The organism is Caulobacter henricii, assembly GCF_001414055.1.
GTDB classification, from domain to species: Bacteria; Pseudomonadota; Alphaproteobacteria; order Caulobacterales; family Caulobacteraceae; genus Caulobacter; species Caulobacter henricii.
This window is the reverse complement of sequence record NZ_CP013002.1, coordinates 1,453,220-1,475,789: the sequence shown is the minus strand read 5'-3', so window position 1 is coordinate 1,475,789 and position 22,570 is coordinate 1,453,220. Positions and strand designations below refer to the sequence as shown.

The window sequence follows — 22,570 nt, the reverse complement described above, 5'->3', positions numbered from 1 at the left end:
GGCCCGAGTCGCAGGCAGGATCTAGAAGAGGTTGTAACGGAGCGTCGCGCCGAAATAGCGCTCGCCGTCCCGGGGCGTGATCTGCCTCAGGAAAGACGCCCCGTTGGGGATGCGGTTGATGACGAAGTTCTCGTCCGTCAGGTTCTTGGCGATGAGGGCCAGACGGACGCGGTTGTTCTTGCCCACAAAGGCCACGCTGGCATCAGCCGTGGCGTAACCTTTCTGGACGGCGTTCGGGTTCTGATTGATGTCAAAGCCCATCTTGCTCTGATACTGAGCCCCGACATTGAAATCGAGATCGAACGCCTGGCCTTCGAGCGGCATGAAGTAGCTGCCGTTCACCGAGAGCTTGTGCTTCGACGAATAGGGCAACGGCTTGCCGTTGATCGCCAATGCGGCGCAGGTGCCCGTGGCCGGGCATTTGAACTTGTCGATCTTGGCGTCGATATAGGCATAGCCGCCGTTGATCCGCAGGTTCCGCACCGGCTCCAGGGTGAAGTCAGCTTCGAAGCCCTGGGTCTTGACAGTCCCGGCATTGGTCAGGCGGGTAATGACCGTCGTGCCGATCATGTCCTGGTTGTTGGCCTGGAAGTTGTCATAGGTCGTATCGAAGGCCGAGACGTTCAGGATCAGGCGACCGTCCAGCAGGCGCGACTTCAGGCCCACCTCGTAGGCATCCGACGTTTCCGGCGCGATGCCGAAGTTGTCGTTGGCCTGCATGTTGAAGAACACGTTCATCGCCGGGCCCTTGTAGCCCCGGGTGTAGCTGCCGTAGGCCATCATGGTCGGGACGACGTCGTACTGAACGCCAACCTTTCCGGACCAGCCGTCTGCCTTGGTACCGCCGGTGGCGGCAAACGTCGGGTTGACGCCGCTCAGGGCAGCAGCACCGGACGTGCGAAGGCGACGATGAACGAAATCAATCTCGTCCTGGGTCCAGCGGGCACCGAAAATGCCGCGAAGGGCGGGCGAGAAGTTCAGTGTGCCCTGACCAAACGCCGCATAGTTCGTCAAAGTCGTCGCGAATTCACCGATACCTGCATTGGACTCGTAGACCGAAGCAGACTTGCTGCAGGGAATGGCAGCACCCAGTGCCCCAAGGGTGACGGGCGCGAGCGTCGAACTCAGGCACTTGTCGACCGTGCGGTTGAAGTAGTTGCTCTCCCAGGTGTGGTAGTAATAGAGCCCGGCGACGTACTCGAGGAACTGTCCGGTCGGCGATGCGAGCCGCAGTTCCTGGGTGAACTGGTCGAAGTTCAGTCGGCCATAGTCATGCGAGCGGATATCGCCAGCCAGGGCCCCGGTCGCGACATAGCTCGGAGAGTCCGACCGGAAGTCGCCATCACGCGTCTGCTGGTTCTTCCAATTGCGATAGGCGGTGATCGAGGTGACGGTATAGTCGCCAATCGACCAATTCACCTGGGTCGAGAAGCCGCTATTGATGTCCTTGGTCAGCGGCGACTGGTCGTTGTCGATGTCCTTGTTGCCGGCACCCGGCTTCAGCGGCTTGAGCGACGGCGAGAACACAGCGTCATTGAAGGCGCTCGGGAAAACGGTCCCGATGCTATCGGCATAGCCATTGTCGACGTTGTGCGAATAGTCGGCAATGAAGTCGATCGTCACGTCCTCGGTGGGTTCCCAGCGCAGGCGCCCGCGCAAGCCGTTGTGCTCATAGCCGTTGATGTCGTCGCCGTTGAAGACGTTCTTGCCGTTGCCATCATAGTGACTGAAGAACGCCGCCAGTGAGCCCGCAACCGTCTCGCTGAGCGGGCCGGAGATCGCACCGCGCACGCGATACTCATTGCCTTCATAGTAGGACGCGTCGACATAGCCGCCCATTTCTTGCTTGGGCGCGCGCGTGATCAGGCTGATCACGCCGGCGGAGGCGTTTTTGCCGAACAGGGTGCCCTGAGGGCCGCGCAGGATTTCAACGCGCTCAAGATCGAGGAAATCCGCCGTGGCCTGGCCGCTGCGTGCATAGACCACACCGTCAACGACGGTCGACACCGACGGCTCGACGCCGGATGCGAAGGAAATCGTTCCCACGCCGCGAACGGTCAGCGCAGAATCCTTGTTGGAATTGCCCTTCCGGAAGCTCAGAGATGGGGCCATCTGGATCAGCTGCTCAGCCGAATTCACATTGGCCCGCTCCATCGCATCGCCAGTCACGACACTGATGGAGATCGGCACCTTCTGGAGGCTTTCCGAACGCTTCTGCGCCGTGACGATGACCTCGGCGATGGCCGGAGCATCCTCATTGGTCTGGGCAAGTGCCGGCGTCGCCAGGACCCCTGCCAGAACCAGGGTTGAAAGCGCCGTGCCGACCAGCATGCGCGAACGTTGGGTTTGAATTTTCATCTCTCTAGTCCCTCCCACTGCTTAATTCCTACCTCTTGGGTAGGTGTTTTCACCTCTTGATGAGGCGTTGGTCTCTCTAGAAAAACTGGGCGGCGTTTAAGGACCGTCCCAGCAGTGTCATGCCGACTTCCGGGGCGTTAGGAGAAAGTCCGCAACCTGATCGCCGACCAGGCTCAACTGCCCGCTTGCGGCGGTATCTTCACAGGAGCCGTCTTCGCGGAACCTCGAGATCGAACTGTTGATGGCGGCGGCCATCGGGGTTGGCCAACCCCGGAGGGCGTGAACAACCGAACGCAAGGCCGAAAGAGTGCCACCGGTCGCCTGCCATCCATAGGCCGTTACGACCAGCCCGACCGGCATGCCGCTGAGATAGACCCGGCTGTCCTTGGCCGTTTCCTCAAGCAGGTCCAGGGCATTCTTGACCATGCCCGAAACGCATCCGTGATAGCCGGGTGAAGCGATCAGAAGGCCGTCAGCGCGGCGGACCGCATCGACAAGCTCGCGCTCCTCGGGCGTGCGCTGGGCCTTGGGCACAAAGATCGGCAGCCGTCCGAGAAACTCCCCCCCAAGGATCAGGGTGTCCACGCCGCGAGCCGCGACTGCCGCCATCGCGATGGACAGGGCACGCTCGGTTGAAGAGGGACCACCCGCCGTCCCACCAATGCCAACGACGAAGGGCCGATTCACCGCCTGATCTTGTTGGGAGGCAAACATCTGCTCCGCCCTAGCCCAGGGGCCCGTGGTCGATGTGCGGCAGGACATGGCGGGCGAAGAGGTCAGCCTCAGCGGCATGCGGATAGCCGGAGAGGATGAAGGCCTCGATCCCCATGTCGCGGTAATCGTTGAGCTTCGCCAGGACCTGATCGGGGTCACCCACGATCGCCGCGCCGCAACCCGACCGGGCCCGCCCCACGCCGGTCCACAGGTTGGCCTCGGCATAGCCATCATCCTTGGCGCCTTCGCGCAGGGCGGCCTGCGCCTGAACCCCTACAGAGGTCGAATCCAGCGACTTTGCCCGAATGGCAGCCCCGGTCGTCTCATCCAGCTTGCTGAGAAGTCGATCGGCGGCAGTACGGGCTTCAGCTTCACTGTCGCGCACGACAACATGTGCGCGATAGCCGAAGCGGAGGGTCCGGCCATGGCGGGCGGCACGCTCGGTCATGTCGGCAATGATTTCGGCGACCACTTCCTTCTTGTCCGGCCACATCAGGAAGACGTCACAGCCCTTGGCAGCCGCCTCCCGGGCGTCTTCCGACAGGCCGCCGAAGTAGAGCGAAGGAGCCTTGCCCGACACCGTCGTCACCCGGGGCGGATCCAGCTTCAGGTTCCAGAACTCACCCTGATGGTCCAGCGCCTCGCCGTTCAGCATGGTCTTGAGGATGCTCATGGCCTCGACGGTCCGAGCATAGCGTGGACCCGAAGCCAGCTTTTCCCCCGGCATGTCCGAGGAAATGATGTTGATGGCCAGCCGTCCGCCCAACATGCGGTCAATCGTGGCAATCTGGCGCGCGAGTTGCGGCGGCCACATCTCACCGATCCGTACGGCCATAAGCAGCCGCATACGGCGAAGCATAGGCGCAATGCCCGCAGCAAAAGCCGTCGTATCGATGCCAAGCTCATAGCCTGACGGCAGCAGAATATTGTCGAAGCCTCCAGACTCGGCCTGCAGGACGATGTCGCGGCAATGCTCCCAGCTCGACTTCAGCTTCGGATCCGGCACACCCAGAAACTCGTAGTCGTCATCGCAGAGCGCGGAAAACCAGCTGATTTCGCAAGGGGTACGCGAAGAAGGTGAAGAGGTCATGGCAAGGGGGCTCCCATGGAGGCAACCAGGACGCGGTACCAGTCTGTTCGGGTCCAGCGCGGCTTGTAGGCGTCGGGGATTTCGGCAATTCGGGCCGGGGTCTGGGTGCCGACGATGGGTATGGGCCGGGCTGGATGGGCCATGATCCAGCTGTAGGCAGCTGCCGACCTGGAGACGTCGTAGGTCTCGGCGATCTCGTCGAGGACGGCGCAGACCGCATGTCCGCGATCGTCCGACGGGGCCGCGAGGCGTCCGCCGCCAAGCGGGGACCAGGCGAGTACCGTCAGATTGCGGGTCAGGGCCTGGTCAAGAACACCATCGGTGAGCGGCGAGATGGCCAGGGGGGAGAACTCCGGCTGGCAGGACACCAACGGAAGCGAAAGATGGGCCGCGAGGGCTTCGACTTGGGCGGGCGTATAGTTCGACACCCCGACCGCTCCGATCTTGCCCGCCGCATGGGCCGCCTCAAGGGCACGCGCAACTTCAGCCGGATGGGTCAGAATATCGGGTCGGTGGATCTGCCACAGCGCCACCTGCTCGACACCCAACCGGGACAGGGAAGCATCAATGGCGGAAGCGATGTAGGCCGCGCTCGAGTCATAGGGCGTGCCGATGACAATCCCGCCCTTGGTGGCAATAACCATCCGGCTAGCCAAACCTGGCGTCTCGGCGAGCACGCGGCCCAGCAGGGCCTCGGACGCCCCGAAGCCTTCGCCATTGTCCGGCCCATAGATATCGGCCGTGTCAAAGAGGGTTACACCCGCTTCGAGGGCCGCCAGAACCAGCGACCTTGCGGCACCGACATCATTCCCGCGGAAACGCCACATCCCCCAGGCGAGAGACGAAACTTCAGGCCCGCCATCATGGAGCGGCCGCGATTGGGGAGGAGAGCTGAGATATGTCATCGTTGTCATACTACCGAGGCAAAGTACCTTGGCAACGCTGCAGCGCACCAAAATTTCAGCGCCACCCACAAAACCAAAGCCCCTTCATTTAAATATGTTCAATTTTTTAAGCATAATTTTTTCAGGAGCAAAATAATGTTTCGAATAATTCCGAATTTCTGATAGCAAAATAGAATAGAAAAAATTTTCTTGGCGTATTTTGAAGCGTAGATTCATTTGAATAAATTTTCCGAATAGACCATTCCGGTTAAAACTGAAAAATCCGAGGCCACTCTCTGACGAAAGCTGGAGCGTGAAGTTGCCCCATGTGCGCAATATGATAACGGTGTCAGACACACAGGCGGCAGAAGCCCGGGGCGTTGAACGATCGTTTTCGGTTTGGGGCGAAGGAAAACATGCAAAAGGGCAGCATTTACGTCCCAGGACTCGTGGTTGCGATCCTCGCTACCCTGGCTGCGACCTATGTCTCCGATCATTACGGTGCCCCCCTCACCCTGATGTGCCTCCTGTTTGGGCTATCGATGAGCTTTCTGGCTGACGACAAGCGGCTGGAACCAGGCCTCACCATTGCTTCCCGGACCTTGCTGCGCTGGGGAATCGTTCTGGTCGCCACCAGGATTACCTTCAGCCAGATCCTTCAACTGGGGCCCGCAGCCCTGCTGGCGGTGATCGCGATCGTTGCCATCACGCTCGGCAGCGGCGTGTTTCTCGCCCGCCGCCTCGGTTTTACTGCCGCCTTTGGAGCCCTGTGTGGTGGCGCAGTCGCGATCTGCGGGGCATCTGCGGCCATGGCCTTTTCCAGCCTCCTGGGGGAGCGGCGCACGTCGCAGGCACAACTGACCCTGGTCCTGGTCGGTATATCGGCCATGAGCGCGCTGGCGATGACGGTCTATCCAATCCTGGCGCGCCACCTGCACCTCAGCGATGTGCAAGCGGGTTTTCTGCTAGGCGCGTCGATCCACGATGTCGCCCAGGCCCTCGGGGCCGGCTATTCCTTCTCGCAGGCGGCAGGAGAAAATGCAGCGATCGTCAAACTGACGCGAGTGGCGCTCCTGGCTCCCGCCATGATGGTCGTTGCGATTTTCCTGCCGAAGGATCCGGATGCGAAGGTGACGAGCCCAATCCTGCCCTGGTTCGTGATCGGGTTCTTTGGACTGGCCGCCGTGAACTCCTTCGGCCTTATTCCCCCGGTTCTGGCCGAGGGGTCCAGCAAGACGGCGGGGGCCCTGCTCGCCTGCGCGGTCACGGCGACGGGTATCCGCTCCAACATGAAGTCCCTGACACAGAACGGCCTGAAGCCGCTTCTGGTGATCGTCATCACCACGCTCATCGCCCTGGGGCTGAGCATCCTGGCGGCGAAATTCCTGATACCGGGCTAGAGTCTCCGGGCACCCTCAGGCCCACAGAGCCCACCGCCTTTCAGGCGCTCGGTGCCGCCGTCGAGGCCCGCACTACCAGCTGATGCGCGATGCGGCGATGGACAGCCCCCTCTACCCCTTCGAACAGAAGCGCTGCCGCTGCATAGGCCATCTCCCGGGTCGGCTGCCTTACCGTGGTGAGAGGCGGCCAGATCTGACCGGCCAGGGCGATATCGTCAAAACCGGCGACCGAGAGTTGCTCAGGCAGCGCCAAACCCCGCCGGTGGGCGACGGCCAGGACACCGGCGGCCATGTCGTCATTGCTGGCGAATATGGCAGTTGGAGCATTGGGCAGATCCAGTAACACCTCCGCCGCCGCCTCCCCTGAAGCGAAATCAAAGTAACCCTGACGGACATATCTGGGCTCATAGGCAAGGCCCGCCCGGTCCAGGGCACGGCGATAGCCGAACAGGCGAAGGTCGCTGGCCGCATGATTGGTGTGGCCGATGATGAAACCGATGCGCTTGTGCCCCAGCTCGATCAGGTGGCTCGTCATGTCGTCGGCGGCCTGGACGTCGTCCATCGACACCGACGAGCTACGGCCGTGATCCGTCCCGGGCGAGATGCGGACATAGGGCATGCCTCGGCGGTCAAGCTCGTCGAGTGCGGCCTCAGAATCTGTGACCGGCGCTGAGAGGATGACGCCATCGACCTGGGTCTGGTCGATCAGGCCGCCGACCTCAAGGGCGAGGTCGGGTGAGTCTGGGTCACTCGGCTGGGCCAGTAGCCGGACGCCCTCCTCGACACAGCGCGCCCAGATGCCGGTCTGGATCTGATGGATGTAGTGGGGGCTCTGGCTACCGTAGATCAGGGCGATCTGATGACTCCGCTTGCCTGCCAGCATGCGGGCCGCCGCGCTGGGCTGAAAGTTGAGCTGGGCCATCGCGCCCTCGACCCGCTGCCGAAGGTCTTCGGAAACGTATTTTTCCCGGTTGAGAACCCGCGACACGGTTTTGGTCGAGACGCCGGCAAGGGCAGACACATCCTTGATCGTCGCGCGCATCCGGCAGGCTCATCCTCGACTCTGAGCCGAGACCCTATGCCATATCGCTGTCCTGCGCGCATCGCTAAGGTGAAAGACCCTTGCAGGTAACGGATACATCGCCAACGGGCAGGAAGAGGCGCTCAGTTCATTGAGGCCCCTGTAGGCCTTGGAACACTGTTACAGCGACGGACGCTGGCCCTTGATTGCAATCAGCGGATGGGGATGGAGGATGGCCCAGACATGATCCGAGCCAATGCAATGTCACGGGCGTGCTCGACATGGGCGGCCGCTGCGCGTTCGGCCGCGACAGGATCAGACGCTTCAAGCGCTGCGATAAGCGCCTCATGGCCCTGATCCGCCGCAGCTCGATCCTTTTCGCCCGCTCCGGGCCCGAACAATCCCAGATGAACCAGACGCTCGCCTTCGTCGGCCAGCGTTTCAAGCAAGGCGTATAGCCGCGCGTTTCCCGTCGCCGCAGCAATGGCGCGATGGAAGTCTCGATTGGCGGCGACAAAGGCAAGCCTTTCAACGTCACTGTGCGCGCGTTGCGGAGCTCTGTTGAGCCTTCGCAGTTCGGCGACATTGACGCGCCCTGCGGCTAGGGCTGCAGCCTTGGGCTCGGCAATCAGCCGGACCTCGAACAATTCTCGGATCGACTGCACCGTCACGGGGGCGACGGTGTAGCCATGTCGAGCTACCGCCAACACAAGCCGCAGCTCGGATAGCCTTGTGAGGGCAGACCTAGAGGCGGCCTTGGCCAGCCCAAACCGCACCGACAACGCCGCCTCTGAGAAAGTGCTACCCGGAGCCAATCGACAAGCGATGATTTCAGCCTTCAGCATCGCAAAGGCCGCATCACTCTGACGCGTCGAATCCTCCATCCGACCGGGCATCATTGGGTCATTCACGGCCGCACTCCTCCTGCAGGATGCTCCAATGTCATAACATTTTATTGACATGTCAATGAGGGCACAACATGCTTTGTCATCCTTGGGGGCAAAAGGGCAGGTCCCTGCAACTTGCCTCTATTGGCGGCTGCGGCCTTGGCTGAGGAGAGTTTACCGCAATGACGGCTTCCGCCTGCTGGGTCGTGCTCGGCCTCGTTCATCTGCTGCCGGCGCTGGCTTTATTGCGACCGTCGATGGTCAGCAGCCTTTATGGGGTCGAAGCCGGAAGCGGAGCAGCCCTGTTGCTGCAACATCGCGCCGCTCTGTTCCTGGTAGTTCTGATCATCTGTATCTGGGCAGCGCTGCGTCCAGAGGTGCGACAACTGGCCAGTGTGGCGGTGGCGGTCAGCATGATCTCCTTTCTTTGGCTCTATGCCGCAGCCGGGCAACCGCCGTCGCTGAGGCAGATTGCCATCGTCGATCTCGTAGCCCTGCCATTTCTAGTGGCTGCTGGATGGTTCGCGTTGCGACCACTGGTGGGTTCCTAAGGGGCGTTAGGGGTCACCCTCGCGGCATCTGCCGCCGGCCCACTGCTCGACCAGCACCCGGACTGCCAGCGATCGCCCCATCCGGGAGTCGCAAGGGCGGCAGCTGGACCAAGCCCCCCCCGGAGGAAGCGCCGGCCTGCTAACCCTGGCCTCCCGTCGGAGTAGAAAGCCCCCTCCCCCAACACTCGACAGGCACGATGAGCTTGTGCTGCGACTGCGTTCTGGCTGAAGCCGGCCTAGCCCTGCGGCTTGCGAAGCATCATGGCCGCCGCAACCGCCATGCCGACAACGCCGGCGACACTGGTCAGATAGGCCAAGGCTGTGAGGAACTGGATCCAGTCCAGGTCCAGGTTGCCGAACGCCTTGACCAGGAGCAAGGCCACGCTGCCGACATAGCCACTGGAGTCGGCCACGTAGATCAGAAACCCGGCGGTCCCCACCGTGCCTGTTGCGGCAATCATGCGATCAAACAACATGCCGTTAAACGGGGTGTAGGCCATGTATAGACCCGCGCCACTAGCGACCATCCACCAGACCGGTCCAAGCAAGCCCGCCTGATGCAAGCCTGTCGAGAGCCCCAGCAAAACCAGGCCTGCGCCGATAAAGGCAAAGTTGAAGACTACCGCCCGGCGGTTATCCCGGACCCGGATCAAAGCCGCCAGGCCGACCAGAACAACGACCGCGATGGGGATCTCCGAAAGGCTGAACATGGCCGCGCCATTCTTGAACCCAAGCTCGGCCCAGATCTCGGCGGCAAAATTGTCCCGGAAATCGCGCACCGCCGTCAGCAGAACATAGACCGCTACGAGTACGGCCAGAACCGGGCCATGCGCCGCAAGCAGGGCAGCCCTGTCCCGGGCCGACATCGGCGCGCGCCGCACGCGCTGAGCCTCATCCTCAGCGTCGGGGGCCGGCATTTGGGCAAGGCCCGCAACGGCGACCAATAACAGGGGGGCGAACAGCAGCCCCGTCAGGGCCGGCATCCAGCGCTCATCCACGCCTGTCAAAAGCAGGGCCTTGCCCACGGATTTCACGACGCCCGAGGCCAGGATGAAGCTGGCGCACAGCATGGCGCTCAGCACTTCCGAAAGCCTGCGCCCCTCGAGAAAACCAAAGACCAAGCCCCAGATCATTCCAAGACCAAGGCCGTTGGCAAACAGGGCCAGGGGCGCGAAGGCCGGCGGCACCAGACCAAAACCGATCAAGGCCAGTTCGGCACCGCCGACCAGGAACAGGATTGTGCCGGCCCGCCGGCCTGAAGGCGTTTCAGAGACAACCTTGACGCCGATGATCTTGGACAGGGCGTAGCCGGCCACCTGAGCGATCACCAGAGCGATCTTGAAATCAATCTCAAAGGGCCAGCCGACAATGCTGCCATAGTTCGCTGCGGCGAACGGCTTGCGATAGGCATACATAGAGAAGTAGGCCGCAAAGGCAGCGGTCCCGCCGTAGGCCGCAAAAGCCCAGGGCGGTGCGTTCGCCAGCCAGCGGCTGATGAAACTGCCTTGCGATTTTTCGCTCATGGATGTGTGCGCTCGGTAGGGTTCTCGCCCCGGACAATCCGAGCTTCGATATCTTTGAGTATGGGGCCAAGGTCTGCAACACTCTCGACCACATAATGGGCACCGGCATCGCTCAAGGCCTGAGCCGCGGCCGCGATCCGCCGGCCGCGCTCGGAAGCCGGCAGAGCCGCCAGGGCGTCTTGATCCAGGCCGACCCCGTTGCCTGACGCCGAAAGACCAACGGTCCAGGCCCCGACCTCAAGGCCCTCGCCGATCCCGACAACAGCGTCATCCACCTTGACGCAGGCGCGAGCCGGCCAGGCACCGAGGTCCACCAGGGCCTTCCACATCATCAAGGGGGACGGCCTCCCCTGCAGGGTCTCGCCGGCGCAGACCAAGACGTCAGGCGCATATCCCTGCGCCGCAGCCAGGGGGAGAATATCGGCCATCATGGGACGGGTGTAGCCCGTGGTCGATCCGATCAAGACCCCGGCCGCACGCAGATCGGCAACAATTCGGGCTGCACCCGGAATCAGCTGCGCGCAGTCGCGGGCTGCCGCCTGCATCCTTGGCTCAACGGCATCATGCAACCGGGAGACATCGCCCTCATCCGGGGTCCTGCCATACCGCTCAACCCATTGCTTGCCGACGGCGGGGGTGGCCAGAATCGCCCGCAGATGGTCACGCTTGGCCTTGCCCATGTCGGCCCGCGCCTCGACTTCAGCAAGGTCGATCCCCGCTTCGGCGAACACCCCGCGCAGCGCTAGGACCGGCGCACAGCAGCCATAGTCAATCATGGTGCCGGCCCAATCGAAAATGACGGCCTGGATTGGGCTGCGGGTCACGCTGCGACTCCGGGGGAGAGATCAAAGAGGCCGGCAACGACCTCTTCGGCCAGTCCGAACGCCGTCGAGGCCCCCGTTCCGCTCGTCACGGTCACAAGGCGCACGTGGGGCATGGGGGCTGCAACCAGGCTATGGCCCGCGGCTGAGGCATAGGTACCCGTCCAGCGCTCCAGGACGGGTGGAGGTGCCTGGCCAAACACCTTGGCAAACTCCTCCAGGATCAGCGCGTCGACATCCTCACGCCCGAACGGGTCTGGCGTCGGTGCGTAGTGATGACTGTCGCCAACGACAAGCGAGCCATCGGCTCCCTGCACGACGATCAGATGAATGCCATGCTGCAGATGAGCCGGCTGCTCGGCCTGCAAGCGCGCCCGAAGGGCTGCCGACTCCGGGAGTTCGGCGTAGCCAAGATAGCGCACAAGGCCCAGGTCGGACATCACAGCCGACGGCAGCCGCCAGCCCGGATCAGCCAGGCGCATCATCTGCAGCTTGCACCGCGTGACCTCGGCCTTGGCAAAATGATCGGGAAACAGGGTAACCAGGTCGTCGCCAGGGCAAACCACCACACTATCGGCGCGCAAAGCTCCGGCCGAGGTTTCCACCCGACCAGTTTCGACGGCCAATACAGCGACGCTGCGCAGGAAGCTCACCCCATAGGCGGCCTGCAACCAGGCACTCAGGCGCGGGACGGCGCTACGCGAGTCAACCCGAAGATCGACGGAACTGGTCAGGGCCCCGAGCACCTCACCCTGCCCCGGCAGACGGTTAGCCAACTGGCCAGCCTCATGCCAGGTGCAGCCTTCCGCCATCTCGGTCTCGAGAAAGGCCTGTAAAAGGGTTCGGGCTTCAGGTCGGCGAGCGACCAGGGTCAGGCCGCGTTGCACGATTTCGATACCTGCGGGACCCGCGATCTCGTTCCAAACCGCAGCGGATCGGCGGGCCCGCCGCCAGACCTCGCCCCGGGCCTGGCCCGTAACGGTGACAAAGCCAAAATTGCGGACCGAAGCGCCATTGGCCTGGGCGTCACGGTCGACGACTACGACCCGCTTACCAAGGCGGGCAGCGACCAGAGCGTGGGCCAGGCCAACAATGCCCGCCCCCACCACGACCAGATCGAAGTGCTGTTCCAAATTCGTCGTCCCTCACCGCCGAGGCAGCTCAAGACTCTAGATGACAATATGCCGTGACGACGGCCAAGGAGAATGTAGTCGCCTTAGCGACCTAGTTTATGGCCGCAATTCTTCTACAGGGCGCAGAACCAAATATTCGTGAGGCTACGGCCGGCTTTCTGTAGAGCGGAGTCACAACCCGGCAGAAGCGACACCGTCACTGAGCCTATGAAACAGCAGAATCCGAACTTACCAATGCCGCGCGCCATCACAGGACAAATGGGTTGCAAGGCGCAGGACGCCACCGGTCCCCTTAGTAACGATCGTTCCCATACGTCGCCCAGGAAAGCTCGCTGACGTTTTCGCCGGAGCGTTGCGGATCAGTAGTTCGCAGTCGACATACGATCAACGGCAACCATGGAAGCCTCGAAGATCGCATTACCTATCAGCCAGGTCGCACCAGACAATACGCCACCCATAGTCGCATATTCGACGCTGCTCAAACCACGCTCATCTTGAGCCAATGCCTTGAGCCCCGAGAATGTCGACATCAGAGCAGCAACAAATGATCTGACCTGCACGTCGCCTCCTCCCGGTACGTTTACTTTCAACGTAGCGGGAGGATGGCCAGTCTAGATTAAATAGGCTGGAATTAACGTGGTTGAATGATCATAACGCTTTGCAGTTACTGGCAGATTAATCTTGAATACGGAGTTAATGCGAAGCCGTTAGCGCCCAATCTAATGGACTGACAGATTTCTGATCAGTGCACCCGGCAGGTTCATGTAGTCATCAGTCCAGGCGCGCGCCTTATAGGGTTCTTGGCTGAGCCATTGAGGCTGCTTGGCAAAATGCTCGAGTGCGCCCTTCGACTTGGACCCGATCACCAGCATGGTGGGTGGCTCGTGCATGCCCTCATCAGCCCCGGGACTCGACTGGATCAAACCAAATCCACCCGCCGCCCTTAGCCCCGCCATGGCGGGGCCGCCAAGTTCGAGATGACGATTGCTGATATGCATCACCAGCACACCGTCCGGCTTGAGCTTGGACAGATACATGCGGATGGCTTCAGTCGTCATTAGGTGGGCTGGAATGGAGTCAGACGTGAACGCATCGACCATGAGCAGGTCAAACTGGCCATTGTCCCTTCCGGCGAGGGTCAACCGGGCATCCCCCAAAACCACATCAACCTTGCCTTTGGCGCAAGTGCTTGTGTAGCTGAAGATTTCCGGATCCATCGCCAAGTCGACGACCATCGGATTGATCTCGAAATAGGTCAAACGATCGCCAGGCTTTGTAAATGCCGCGATGGTTCCCGTTCCCAGGCCGATAACTGCAGCATGCATTGTTTTTGGCTGCTGGAACTCATAGCGCAGAACCTGGCCGATCGGCGTACGATTAGAGTAATAGTACAGTGGCGTACAGAGATTTTCAGGTGACGTGGCTTGGATGCCGTGAATAGTGGTTCCATAAGTCATGAGTTTGGTTTCTCCAAACTCGTCATCTTCATCAAGGCTTACGGAAATCACGCCATAGAAGTTGCGAACACTGGCACCATCATCACGACGATCGCCAACATATTCTGCGCACACCGCCAGGAGCCCGATCAGCAGCACATACATAAGCACACGATGCTGGACGAACACTGCAAATGCAGCCGCAACCAGCAGCACCAACAAGCGCGCCGTGTCCAGGGCATCGGTTTCATAGCCCCAGATCAAGAGGGCAGCTGGCGCCATCAATGCCATCACGACGCCCGTCGCCAGGATTACCCAGTCCTTCTGATCCAGGCGTCCCAAATTTGGTCGGGCGAGACACGCCAGCACCATCATGGCCTGGTACTCGTAGGTGTTGTCCAGCAGCACCGGGGCAAGGAAGGCATTGATGCTGCCACCAAGAACCCCGCCCAGCGACAAACAGAAATAGAAGGCCGTCAGGTGCTCCGCACTTGGCCTGAGGTCAACGAGTCGCTGATGGCAGATCAGAGCGGTCAGGAAGAATGCCGCCAGATGGAGAAACAGCTGGCCGAAGATCGGCACACCCAGGAAGGGCGCAAGGACGATGCAAACAACGGTGATGACCGCTTGGACCGCCAGGATAACGTTTCGCGGTGCGATCGGGCGGTCACTGAAAGCAATGATGAAGGTCAGGAGGTAGAGAGCCAGCGGCAAGACCCAAAGGAAGGGAGCCGAAGCGATATCGGTCGTGATGTGGGTCGTTACCCCAAGCATCAGGCTGGACGGTGCCGCGGCCAGAGCAACCCAGGCCAGCACCCGTTTCCACCCGATGGCCTCTCGCTTCCCGATTTCGGAAGGCACTGCCTTTTCGGCCGCACCAATGCGGAACATGCTGGCTGCCAGGGCCGCCATCAGCAGCGCAAAGAGGCCATAGCCAAAGCTCCACGACCAGCTCTGGGCCCCCACCGTCGCGAGCGGCTCAAAAATGATAGGATAGGCCAGAAGTGAGGCCAGGCTGCCAAGGTTGCTGGCCGCATAGAGCTTGTAGGGCTCAGCGCCGAGCTGCTGGCTAAACGCCCGGGCATGCCAAGCCTGAACCAGCGGGGCGGTCGCCGACAGAACGGCAAACGGCGCGCCGACGGAAAGGCTGAGGACGCCCAGGAGCCAGAGAACCGGTTGCGACGGTGTAGGCGGACCGAAAGGCTGGTGAATAGCCAGGGGCAGCGCCAGCGCAGCCACGATCAGCAACGCTATGTGTATTGAGGCCTGAAGCTTCAGCGACCTGAGGCGCTGCAGAAGGTGGGCGTAGCCATAGCCGACCAGCAGCACCGCCTGAAAGAACACCATGCTGGTGTTCCAGATCGATGGACCGCCCCCCAACAGGGGCAGAACCATCTTGGCGATCATCGGCTGAACACTGAAGACCAGCACCGCCGAACAAAAAACGGTAGCAGTAAAAATGGCCTGAGACGGATTTGTGAACTTAGCAAATAAAGAAGTCGGACGGCTCACAATATCCCCCTCGCCTAAAACTTCGATTTTCCCCAAGTGAGTGGACTGACGAACCTAATTGATCGCAATCGGCCTCAAGCGGACCCACCTCCCCTAGGTGGCATTTACGCCTTAGCACGACATAAACAGATCGCTTCTGATCCCGAGCGCTCAATTTGAGCGGTCGACAGTTTGACGACGCAGGCCCCCATGGTTCAGGAATTAATTTGTGAGCAACCATGCTCAGGTGTCCTACGGGGAGCGGGCGACATGCTGCGTGAATTTTTCAATCAAGTTTCGGCGCTGATTCAAGACGAAGCCGGTCTGACCTCGACCGAATATTCGACCATGGGTGGCGCAATGGCTGGCGGCGTGTTCACGATGTCGGACGCCCTGACGCAAGCCTCGGGTACGGCTTTCGACAACGTCGTCAACGCCGTGTCCGGCGATGATGAAACGGCTGTCTAATTGATTGCTGGCGGCGCCCACTCGTTAAGCGTGGGCGCCACACCTTCATGTTACCAATCAATGACGTACTAAATGCCGCCCTGCTAGCCCTGCTGGCGGGGTGTATTTTTTCCGACGTATCGCGGCGTATCATCCCAAACATTCTTTGCCTGGCTGTGGCTGTGCTGGGCGTGATCTGGGTCCTCTACGATAATCCGCAAGGCTTGCTCTATGCGCTGATCGGCGGCGTTCTTTTCCTCTACGGGGGCTTGGCGCTCCATAAGAAGGGCATATTGGGCGGGGGGGATATCAAGCTGGCTGCCGCCTTGGTGGTATGGCTTTCTCCCATCGAGATTGGCCGATTTGTTCTGACGACGATGATAGCGGGGGGCTTAGTCGGCGTATTCTATCTGGCGATGGGTTTTGTCCGCAGGTTGCGTGACAAGTCTGCGCCTGCTGCCAGTTCCGTCCCTTACGCGCTCGCACTCGTTGGGGGCTTTTTGTTCTTGCGGCCAGATCACGTGCTTGATTTTTTCTAGCGCGAAGGCTGGCGACTAAAAGGGGGGCGATGTGAGCGACGAAGTTCAGAAAAAGGGCGGTCTTGGTCTGGTGATCAAGAACGTCTTGATGTTTGTGCTTGCTGCCCTCGGCGCTATCGTTCTGATTACCGTGGTCAAGCACGGCGTGTTGCCGATGCTTACAGGCAAGCCCGCCCAAGCCCAGTCGGAGTCAGCCGGATCATGAGCAGCGATCCTTTCGGACTGCGTGAAGGCAGCCAGCGCAAGTTGTCGCGCCCCATGCTGATGCTCAAGAACGTCGGCATGTTCCTATTGGCGCTCGTTGCAACCATGATGGTTGCCACCCTGTTCAAGGTGGCGACGGCGTCAGCGACTGGCGACAAGGAAAACGCGCGTTACTTCCTGCAAGCGACCGTGGCGTTGCGTCCGGGTGAGATCCTGTCCCCGGAAAACGCCACCTGGCGGTCCACTGTGGGTCGCAAGACGGCCAATCTGCTGACCGCAGACAACAAGAAGTCCGACCGTTTCTGGGGCAGCCAGATTACGGCCCCCGTGCGCGCAGGCCAGCCTGTCCAGTCCAGCGGTGTTTTGACCGTTAGCGCCGCCGACCAGGGAGTCCGGGTACCGCCCGGCATGGTTGGCTTCGTGCTCTCGGGAGATGAACTGGCCGCAACAGCCGAACTTCTGCGCATGGGCAGCCGGGTCAATGTCATTGCCGTGGCCGGTGGCCCGAGAAAAGAATTGTCGCCTTCCGTCGCCACCCTGATCCAAAGCGCGCGGGTTCTTCACGTGCGCGGTGGCTCCAAGCGGGTCCGGGGTATGGACCCGTCGGTGACCATTGCCGTTACGCCAGAAGACGCCGAAGACTTGGCGGCCTGGCGTCAGAACGGGAGTCTGGTTCTGGCCTTGGCGGGTGACGGCTTCCAGGATCCGAGTGTACTTGGCCAATGGCGGACCATTCTGGAAGACGACGTCCAGACCAGTGAGCCTGAGGATACGGTCGAATACTCCGCGGCTGAGGCTGTGGCACCGCAGCCGACAGGCCCGACCGTCTCCGTTATCTCGCCGAGCGGCACCCAGCAAAGGGAAGTCAAGTGAGCGTCCGCCTTCTGATCGCGGGCATAGTTTGCGCGCTTGCCACCACAGCCCAGGCCCAAGCCCAGGTTCAGGCCCCGGTTCTGGAGCGTTCAGTCATTAATGAAGGCGGCGTATCGATCCTGACGCCCAAGAGCGACGTCGACTCCATTGTCCTGTCCAATGATCAGATCATTGGCGTTGATGTGCAGGGCCTGCGCCAGATTCTGGTGTTTGGCCGCAAGGAAGGCTCAAGCGAGCTTTTGCTGCTGGATCGCAACAAGCGGCCGATCGCTCGTCATATGTTCGAGGTGGTCAGCGACGCCTCGGCTGTCAGCGATCTGATCAATCAGTCCGCTCCAGGTGCCAAAATCAAGGTGGCCAAAGCTGCCGGTGTTGTGGTGCTGAGCGGCACGGCGCTCAACTCGGCCCAGAGCCAGCTCGCCGCCAATATCGCCACCAGTGCAATGGCCGGTGCCAAGGTCATCAATCTGATCCAGAGCGCCTCCAGCGACCAGCTCGCCGTCTCGGTCCGCGTCATGGAGGTTCGCAAAACCCACCTGCGCGAGCTCGGCATTCGCTGGGCGGCCCAGAACCGATTCAATGATGGCGTAGGCTCCATTGGCAATCTCTTTGCCTCGGCGATTGGCGGCGCGGGCACGACAGACCTTTTTGCGTCGGCCCGATTTACGATTGACCGTCTGACCCTCGACAGTTTCATCAACTTCCTGCGGTCAGAAGGCGCAGCCACGATGTTGGCTGAACCAACCATGGTCGCCACGAGCGGGCAGAAGGCCAAGTTTTTGGCCGGCGGCGAAATCCCCGTTCCGACCCCGATTACCTACAACAGCGGGACCAACAACGCCCAGGGCTATACCTTCAAGCCCTACGGCATCACGCTGGAGTTCACGGCAGAGATCCTGGACGATACCCGCCTGAAGCTCATTCTGGCTCCGGAAGTGTCGTCGATTGACGACAGCCGGGTCGTCGAGTTTGCTGGTGCCAAGGTCCCTGGCATTGTGACCCGCAAAACCGAAACCACCGTGACCCTGAACTTTGGCGAGAGCGTCGCTATCGCCGGTCTTCGCGCGAGCGAGCAGCAAAAGGACCGCCGCGGCCTGCCTTTTGCGACCCCCTTTGGCCTGGGTGATGTCCTGGCTGGCAACAACAACTCCAGCCGGTCGGACACTGAACTGGTGCTGATCGTGACGCCCGAGCGGGTTGAAGACGCAGCGGCGCGCATGCCGACCGTAGAACAGGCGATCAAGGGACTCGTCGCTCAAAAATGACCGACGGATCTCGCAACGAGGCGCTGATTTCCGGACTGATCGACGAGGCCGCTCGAGCCTTTCCTCAGGTCAATGCCGCCAATCTTGCTGTCGACCGTCTGGCCTTGCAGGACTTCTGCCAGCAATTGCTGAAGAGCCAGAAGGCCTTGGATGAAGGCACCCGTGGCCTGATCGTCGACCAGGTGTGCGACGAGCTGCTCGGATTTGGCCCCATCCAGTCCCTGATGCAGGACCCTGGCGTCTCAGACATCCTGATCAATGGCTGGGACAAGATCCTCTATGAGAAAGCCGGCCGACTGCATCCTTTCGCTGGCACATTTCTAGGCCCGGAACACCTCCGCGCCTTTGTCTTCCGCCACGTCGCCCGGGCCGAGCGCTCGGTCAACCGCTCCAGACCCTGGGTGGACGTCGAGTTGAGTGACGGCTCGCGCATGCACGTAATCGCCGACCCGGTTGCACTCGGCGGACCGTTCGTCTCGATCCGGCGCTTTCCGGAGCGGCCTTTCAGCCTCGAGGATCTGGAGTCCTTTGGCGCGATCACGCCGCAGCAACGCCAGTGGCTCGAAGCGGCGGTAGACCGCCGGCTCAACATGATCATCGCGGGCGCACCGGGATCGGGAAAGACGACCCTGCTGGGTGCCCTTCTGGCTCGCGCTCCCGGCCATGAACGTATTGTTCTGGTTGAAGATGTCAGCGAACTGAAGGTCAACCACCCCCATTGCATCAAGCTGCAGACCCGCAATATCGCCCATGGCGATAGCGAGCAGGCGACGATTCGCAAACTTGTGCGGGAAACCCTGCGCATGCGACCTGACCGACTCGTGGTCGGCGAAGTCCGCGGCGAAGAAGTCTTTGATATGATCGCGGCCATGTCGATTGGCCTTTCCGGCTCGCTCAGCACGCTTCACGCTGGATCGGTGACCGGAGCCCTGCATCGCCTGGAAACCCTCTATGCCTCGGCCACCAGCGGACAGTCCGGCGTAGACCCTGCCCGCGCCCTGCGCGACGCAGTCAATGCGATCGTTTATCTGGAGCGTGACGCCGAAGGGCGCCGCCGCGTCGCCGACATCCATATGCTCGGCGAGGCCTGATGACCGGACTGCTGGAACGCCTTGGAGTTCAGCTACGTCTGGATGCCCTCGGCGTTGGCGTCCTGATCGGCTTGCTGGCGGGGCTGTGGTGCGGCTCCATTCCGCTTGGTGTCATTGTTGGGCTGGGGATCTTCGTCCTCTTTGGCCAGATCCTCGCTGCGCGTCGCAATACCCGCCTGGCTGAAGAGCGGCTCGAGGTGCGACGCCTGCTGGAGCGCGTGACGCCGCTGGCGCGAACCGGCATGCCGCTGGAAACGGCCTTTATCAATGCCTCGAAAGACGTGTCCTTTGCCGGCTGCCAGGCCCTGGCCTTTGCCTTGCGTGCCGGCATGGCCGGCAGGCTCGATTCGCGCGCCGGCCAGGCTTTGGAGCGTTGGCCCTACTGTGACCTGGTCTACCAACTGATTCTTATCCATCGCGAGAATGGCGGCGATCCGTCCCGTTTTCTCGAAGCCTATCGCGGCGCACTGGGTCTGGTGGATGATCTGGCCAAGAAGAAGCAGATCGCCCTCGTGCAGATCCGCTGGCAGGCCAATATCATCACCATTTTCTTTTTCTTGGTCGTGGCCTTCTCGTTCTCCCAGGCGGGCGTTTATCTTGCAGCGCTTGTTCAAACAGATTACGGCCGCAGCCTGACGATTGTGTCGGCTTCGCTGGTGGTTTGGGGACGCGTGGTTCTCAACGGCCTTGCCAGGACAATGGAATGACCAGCTGGACGACTCGCCCCGGGGATGATGAGGCCAGCGAGTTGGCGGCCGTGGCGGTTTTGGCTGCGGCTGAGGCCGGCGCGCCGCCCGCCGCTGCGTTGGAGCTGGGCCTCAAGCTGGCCGCCCGCAATCATCCCGCAACCGCCGACCTGCAAACCCTGTGGCGTCGCATGCGCTTTTCGCCTGACCCTGGCAAAGTCCTGGCCGACCCTGGCATTGGAAAGTCTGGTCAGGAGCTTGTCGCCCTGGTGGCAGATACAGAACGTAATGGCGATGATATCCGCGAACGCGTCGGCATTTTCCTCAAGAACAGCTTTGAGCGGCGTGATTTTGATCTGCGCCAGCGCATCGAAGTCGTTCCGGTTTACATGATCATTGTTTTGGTCCTGTTTTTTATGCCGGCCATCTTGGTTGTCTTGGTGGGTCCGTCATTCCTGGCTTTGCTGCGCGTTCTCTATGACGTGTAAGGCGCGCTCAATCTGAGCACTCTGCTTATAGAGATCGCCACGCGCGCCTCGTATGATGAATAGAATATTACCCTTGGGGTGATGAAAGCGGGGGCTTTGATGCTAAAACCAATTCGCGCGCTCATAATTGCGATCACCGCACTTTTTGCCGCTTCGATCTTCGTGCCGGCTGGTGTCAGCGTTGCTGAAGCCCAGACCACCACGACCACCGCCGCCAAGGTGAAGGGCAAGGTCCTCAACAAGAATAAGGCCAAGCCTACCAAGAAGAAGTCGAAGAAAAAGAAGGCTTCTGCGACTTCCAAGAAGAAGACGAAGAAGGGCAAGGCTTCGGCGACTTCCAAGAAGAAGTCCAAGAAGAAGAAGGCTTCGGCCACTTCCAAGAAGAAGGCCAAGTCCAAGAAGGCTTCCTCGACCGCCAAGAAGAAGGCCAAGTCCAAGAAGGCTTCTAACGTTACTAAGAAGAAGTCCAAGACGAAGGCAAAGGCGACCCCTGCTCCGGCGGCAACGCCTGATGAGGAACCTGCAGCGGCCTAAATGGCACCACAGCTCACGGGAGCTAGACTATGAGCTGTGTGAAGAAGTTTGGACTTACGGTTCGCGGGCTCCTGACAGATGTCAGGGGCCTTGCGTCCGTTGAGGCCACCATCTTGCTGGCCGTCCTGGGTGTAGGCATCGCCGCAGCCGGCTATACGGTTGGCCCGGCAGTGAAGTCCTATGCCGACAAGGTCACGGCGACGGTGCGAGAAGCCCGCTGCCTGGCAGCGGGAGATCCCGCAGCGCCCTTCCCCACCAACTGTCCGGTCGCCAACTAATATGCTCGGCGTTCAGGTCCTTCTCATCTGCCTTGGCATGTTCCTGGTCGGTGCCGAAGCCGCCGCACCGGGCTTTGTGAAAAGTCAGATTGTAGCGGCGGCGGAAGTTACCCGCGCACTCAATGAAGACACCCAAGCCAAGCTGTGCGCCCGTGTACAGGCCCATGGCGGGACATGCGGCGCGACCGTGACACCGCCGCCTTCAGAACTGCCGCCACCTGAAGCAGCCCAGCCCTGAAACCCAATTTGGGTCGGCCTAACAATGATACGCCATAGCCGCGCTTGAAATAATTTGGCAACCAAGGGGAAACATACGGATCCCTAAGCGCATGGCCTCGGTTGCTCCTGTCTCGGCTATACAAGAGCTAAAACCTCTAACCGGCGGGCTGAACGCATCCCGGCTCAATATTGCCTCGAAGGTCTTTGCCTATTTTGCACAACTGCGCACTGAATTTGAAATCGACATAGAGTCTTATCAAATTCTGTCAGCCTTTACGCTGGCGGGGCTTGCAGAATGCTCAAAGCTCTATGGCCCTGGAGCTTCGTTCCGTCCCGAACTCTTCAAGGCAAGCCTGACAGCAACCGCATTGTCTGAAATGTCGGGTGTTCCGCGCGAGACGGTCCGGCGAAAACTCAAGCACCTGCAGCATCAGGGATATCTGCAACGTGGCGACGACGGTGCCTACATTATGGATCGCTACTGGCCAGACTTCGATATCGTACTGGTGATCCAACGGGCTCTGCAGGTAGACTCAAGCTTGGCCTGAGGGGCCTGTCCGGTTGCCCATCAATCACCTTGCAGCCCCCTTCCCGGCGACCCGCGACAGACTGATGGCCTGGCCGCCGTAAAACGGGC

Annotated in this window: 24 protein-coding genes; 13 read left to right on the top strand and 11 right to left on the bottom strand. The window is 61.0% G+C overall.

What is annotated here, in order from left to right; all coding sequences use genetic code 11:
• Positions 1-21: 21 nt before the first annotated feature.
• The 4 genes from AQ619_RS06915 to AQ619_RS06900 form a co-directional block, all read right to left on the bottom strand.
• On the bottom strand, positions 22-2,358 hold the full coding sequence (locus AQ619_RS06915; RefSeq protein ID WP_084745811.1) for a TonB-dependent receptor: 2,337 nt from the start codon (positions 2,356-2,358) through the stop codon (positions 22-24).
• 117 nt (positions 2,359-2,475) lie between these two features.
• On the bottom strand, positions 2,476-3,045 hold the full coding sequence (locus AQ619_RS06910) for an NADPH-dependent FMN reductase (RefSeq protein WP_236849543.1): 570 nt from the start codon (positions 3,043-3,045) through the stop codon (positions 2,476-2,478).
• 37 nt (positions 3,046-3,082) lie between these two features.
• Positions 3,083-4,162, bottom strand: a complete 1,080-nt coding sequence (locus AQ619_RS06905; RefSeq protein WP_062145773.1) for an LLM class flavin-dependent oxidoreductase — start codon at positions 4,160-4,162, stop codon at positions 3,083-3,085.
• On the bottom strand, positions 4,159-4,989 hold the full coding sequence (locus AQ619_RS06900; RefSeq protein ID WP_207205017.1) for an aldo/keto reductase: 831 nt from the start codon (positions 4,987-4,989) through the stop codon (positions 4,159-4,161). Before AQ619_RS06900 ends, AQ619_RS06905 begins: the two co-directional genes overlap by 4 nt.
• Positions 4,990-5,426: 437 nt before the next feature.
• On the opposite strand from AQ619_RS06900, the gene AQ619_RS06895 reads away from it, so the two are divergent.
• Positions 5,427-6,446, top strand: coding sequence for a YeiH family protein (locus tag AQ619_RS06895; protein WP_207205016.1), 1,020 nt, complete (start codon positions 5,427-5,429; stop codon positions 6,444-6,446).
• Positions 6,447-6,486: 40 nt separating this feature from the next.
• On the opposite strand, the gene AQ619_RS06890 is transcribed toward AQ619_RS06895, so the two are convergent.
• Both AQ619_RS06890 and AQ619_RS06885 read right to left on the bottom strand, forming a co-directional pair.
• Entirely contained in the window at positions 6,487-7,488 is a 1,002-nt protein-coding gene (locus AQ619_RS06890) for a LacI family DNA-binding transcriptional regulator (protein ID WP_062145769.1), read from the bottom strand.
• 191 nt (positions 7,489-7,679) lie between these two features.
• Positions 7,680-8,378, bottom strand: coding sequence for a GntR family transcriptional regulator (locus AQ619_RS06885; protein WP_166504169.1), 699 nt, complete (start codon positions 8,376-8,378; stop codon positions 7,680-7,682).
• A gap of 158 nt (positions 8,379-8,536) precedes the next feature.
• Here AQ619_RS06885 and AQ619_RS06880 point away from each other — a divergent pair, with 158 nt between their 5' ends.
• Positions 8,537-8,905, top strand: coding sequence for a hypothetical protein (locus AQ619_RS06880; protein WP_062145764.1), 369 nt, complete (start codon positions 8,537-8,539; stop codon positions 8,903-8,905).
• 236 nt (positions 8,906-9,141) lie between these two features.
• On the opposite strand, the gene AQ619_RS06875 is transcribed toward AQ619_RS06880, so the two are convergent.
• The 5 genes from AQ619_RS06875 to AQ619_RS06860 all read right to left on the bottom strand — a co-directional run bounded on the left by AQ619_RS06875 (position 9,142) and on the right by AQ619_RS06860 (position 15,330).
• A complete protein-coding gene (locus tag AQ619_RS06875) occupies positions 9,142-10,428 on the bottom strand; it encodes a DUF5690 family protein (RefSeq protein ID WP_062145762.1) in 1,287 nt (428 codons plus the stop codon).
• Positions 10,425-11,252, bottom strand: a complete 828-nt coding sequence (gene phnX / locus AQ619_RS06870) for a phosphonoacetaldehyde hydrolase (RefSeq protein ID WP_084745807.1) — start codon at positions 11,250-11,252, stop codon at positions 10,425-10,427. Before phnX ends, AQ619_RS06875 begins: the two co-directional genes overlap by 4 nt.
• Positions 11,249-12,382: a TIGR03364 family FAD-dependent oxidoreductase gene (locus AQ619_RS06865; protein ID WP_062145760.1), complete on the bottom strand. Its 1,134-nt coding sequence runs from the start codon at positions 12,380-12,382 to the stop codon at positions 11,249-11,251. The genes phnX and AQ619_RS06865 overlap by 4 nt, the downstream gene beginning before the upstream one ends.
• A 359-nt stretch (positions 12,383-12,741) precedes the next feature.
• Complete coding sequence (locus AQ619_RS19030) at positions 12,742-12,942, bottom strand: hypothetical protein (protein ID WP_166504168.1); 201 nt, start codon at positions 12,940-12,942, stop codon at positions 12,742-12,744.
• Positions 12,943-13,101: 159 nt separating this feature from the next.
• Positions 13,102-15,330 carry a fused MFS/spermidine synthase gene (locus AQ619_RS06860; RefSeq protein ID WP_062145757.1) on the bottom strand — a complete coding sequence of 743 codons (2,229 nt, stop codon included), beginning with the start codon at positions 15,328-15,330 and terminating at the stop codon, positions 13,102-13,104.
• A gap of 249 nt (positions 15,331-15,579) precedes the next feature.
• Here AQ619_RS06860 and AQ619_RS06855 point away from each other — a divergent pair, with 249 nt between their 5' ends.
• From AQ619_RS06855 to AQ619_RS06810, 11 genes are all read left to right on the top strand, one after another.
• Complete coding sequence (locus AQ619_RS06855; protein WP_062145755.1) at positions 15,580-15,777, top strand: hypothetical protein; 198 nt, start codon at positions 15,580-15,582, stop codon at positions 15,775-15,777.
• Between the two features lie 47 nt (positions 15,778-15,824).
• On the top strand, positions 15,825-16,295 hold the full coding sequence (locus AQ619_RS06850) for an A24 family peptidase (protein ID WP_062145753.1): 471 nt from the start codon (positions 15,825-15,827) through the stop codon (positions 16,293-16,295).
• 31 nt (positions 16,296-16,326) lie between these two features.
• The gene (locus tag AQ619_RS19025; RefSeq protein ID WP_166504167.1) at positions 16,327-16,500 is read left to right on the top strand and encodes a hypothetical protein; all 174 of its coding nucleotides are present in this window, start codon (positions 16,327-16,329) and stop codon (positions 16,498-16,500) included.
• Positions 16,497-17,372, top strand: a complete 876-nt coding sequence (locus AQ619_RS06845) for an RcpC/CpaB family pilus assembly protein (RefSeq protein WP_062145751.1) — start codon at positions 16,497-16,499, stop codon at positions 17,370-17,372. The genes AQ619_RS19025 and AQ619_RS06845 overlap by 4 nt, the downstream gene beginning before the upstream one ends.
• Positions 17,369-18,637 carry a type II and III secretion system protein family protein gene (locus tag AQ619_RS06840; RefSeq protein ID WP_062145749.1) on the top strand — a complete coding sequence of 423 codons (1,269 nt, stop codon included), beginning with the start codon at positions 17,369-17,371 and terminating at the stop codon, positions 18,635-18,637. Before AQ619_RS06845 ends, AQ619_RS06840 begins: the two co-directional genes overlap by 4 nt.
• Complete coding sequence (locus AQ619_RS06835; protein WP_062145747.1) at positions 18,634-19,728, top strand: TadA family conjugal transfer-associated ATPase; 1,095 nt, start codon at positions 18,634-18,636, stop codon at positions 19,726-19,728. Before AQ619_RS06840 ends, AQ619_RS06835 begins: the two co-directional genes overlap by 4 nt.
• The gene (locus AQ619_RS06830) at positions 19,728-20,435 is read left to right on the top strand and encodes a hypothetical protein (RefSeq protein ID WP_062145745.1); all 708 of its coding nucleotides are present in this window, start codon (positions 19,728-19,730) and stop codon (positions 20,433-20,435) included. The genes AQ619_RS06835 and AQ619_RS06830 overlap by 1 nt, the downstream gene beginning before the upstream one ends.
• On the top strand, positions 20,432-20,902 hold the full coding sequence (locus AQ619_RS06825) for a type II secretion system F family protein (RefSeq protein WP_062145743.1): 471 nt from the start codon (positions 20,432-20,434) through the stop codon (positions 20,900-20,902). The genes AQ619_RS06830 and AQ619_RS06825 overlap by 4 nt, the downstream gene beginning before the upstream one ends.
• Before the next feature lie 81 nt (positions 20,903-20,983).
• The gene (locus AQ619_RS06820) at positions 20,984-21,436 is read left to right on the top strand and encodes a hypothetical protein (protein ID WP_166504166.1); all 453 of its coding nucleotides are present in this window, start codon (positions 20,984-20,986) and stop codon (positions 21,434-21,436) included.
• A gap of 113 nt (positions 21,437-21,549) precedes the next feature.
• Entirely contained in the window at positions 21,550-21,714 is a 165-nt protein-coding gene (locus tag AQ619_RS06815) for a hypothetical protein (protein ID WP_166504165.1), read from the top strand.
• 329 nt (positions 21,715-22,043) lie between these two features.
• Positions 22,044-22,481, top strand: coding sequence for a helix-turn-helix domain-containing protein (locus AQ619_RS06810; protein ID WP_062145735.1), 438 nt, complete (start codon positions 22,044-22,046; stop codon positions 22,479-22,481).
• Positions 22,482-22,570 lie beyond the last annotated feature (89 nt).

Coding starts and splice junctions, on each gene's coding strand:
- AQ619_RS06845 (WP_062145751.1), top strand. CDS start 16,497: ATGAGCAGCGATCCTTTCGGACTGCGTGAAGGCAGCCAGCGCAAGTTG.
- AQ619_RS06855 (WP_062145755.1), top strand. CDS start 15,580: ATGCTGCGTGAATTTTTCAATCAAGTTTCGGCGCTGATTCAAGACGAA.
- AQ619_RS06890 (WP_062145769.1), bottom strand. CDS start 7,488: ATGCGCGCGACGATCAAGGATGTGTCTGCCCTTGCCGGCGTCTCGACC.
- AQ619_RS06850 (WP_062145753.1), top strand. CDS start 15,825: ATGTTACCAATCAATGACGTACTAAATGCCGCCCTGCTAGCCCTGCTG.
- AQ619_RS06820 (WP_166504166.1), top strand. CDS start 20,984: ATGAAAGCGGGGGCTTTGATGCTAAAACCAATTCGCGCGCTCATAATT.
- AQ619_RS06900 (WP_207205017.1), bottom strand. CDS start 4,989: ATGTGGCGTTTCCGCGGGAATGATGTCGGTGCCGCAAGGTCGCTGGTT.
- AQ619_RS06905 (WP_062145773.1), bottom strand. CDS start 4,162: ATGACCTCTTCACCTTCTTCGCGTACCCCTTGCGAAATCAGCTGGTTT.
- AQ619_RS06835 (WP_062145747.1), top strand. CDS start 18,634: ATGACCGACGGATCTCGCAACGAGGCGCTGATTTCCGGACTGATCGAC.
- AQ619_RS06880 (WP_062145764.1), top strand. CDS start 8,537: ATGACGGCTTCCGCCTGCTGGGTCGTGCTCGGCCTCGTTCATCTGCTG.
- AQ619_RS06830 (WP_062145745.1), top strand. CDS start 19,728: ATGACCGGACTGCTGGAACGCCTTGGAGTTCAGCTACGTCTGGATGCC.
- AQ619_RS06825 (WP_062145743.1), top strand. CDS start 20,432: ATGACCAGCTGGACGACTCGCCCCGGGGATGATGAGGCCAGCGAGTTG.
- AQ619_RS06875 (WP_062145762.1), bottom strand. CDS start 10,428: ATGAGCGAAAAATCGCAAGGCAGTTTCATCAGCCGCTGGCTGGCGAAC.
- AQ619_RS06915 (WP_084745811.1), bottom strand. CDS start 2,358: ATGAAAATTCAAACCCAACGTTCGCGCATGCTGGTCGGCACGGCGCTT.
- AQ619_RS06810 (WP_062145735.1), top strand. CDS start 22,044: ATGGCCTCGGTTGCTCCTGTCTCGGCTATACAAGAGCTAAAACCTCTA.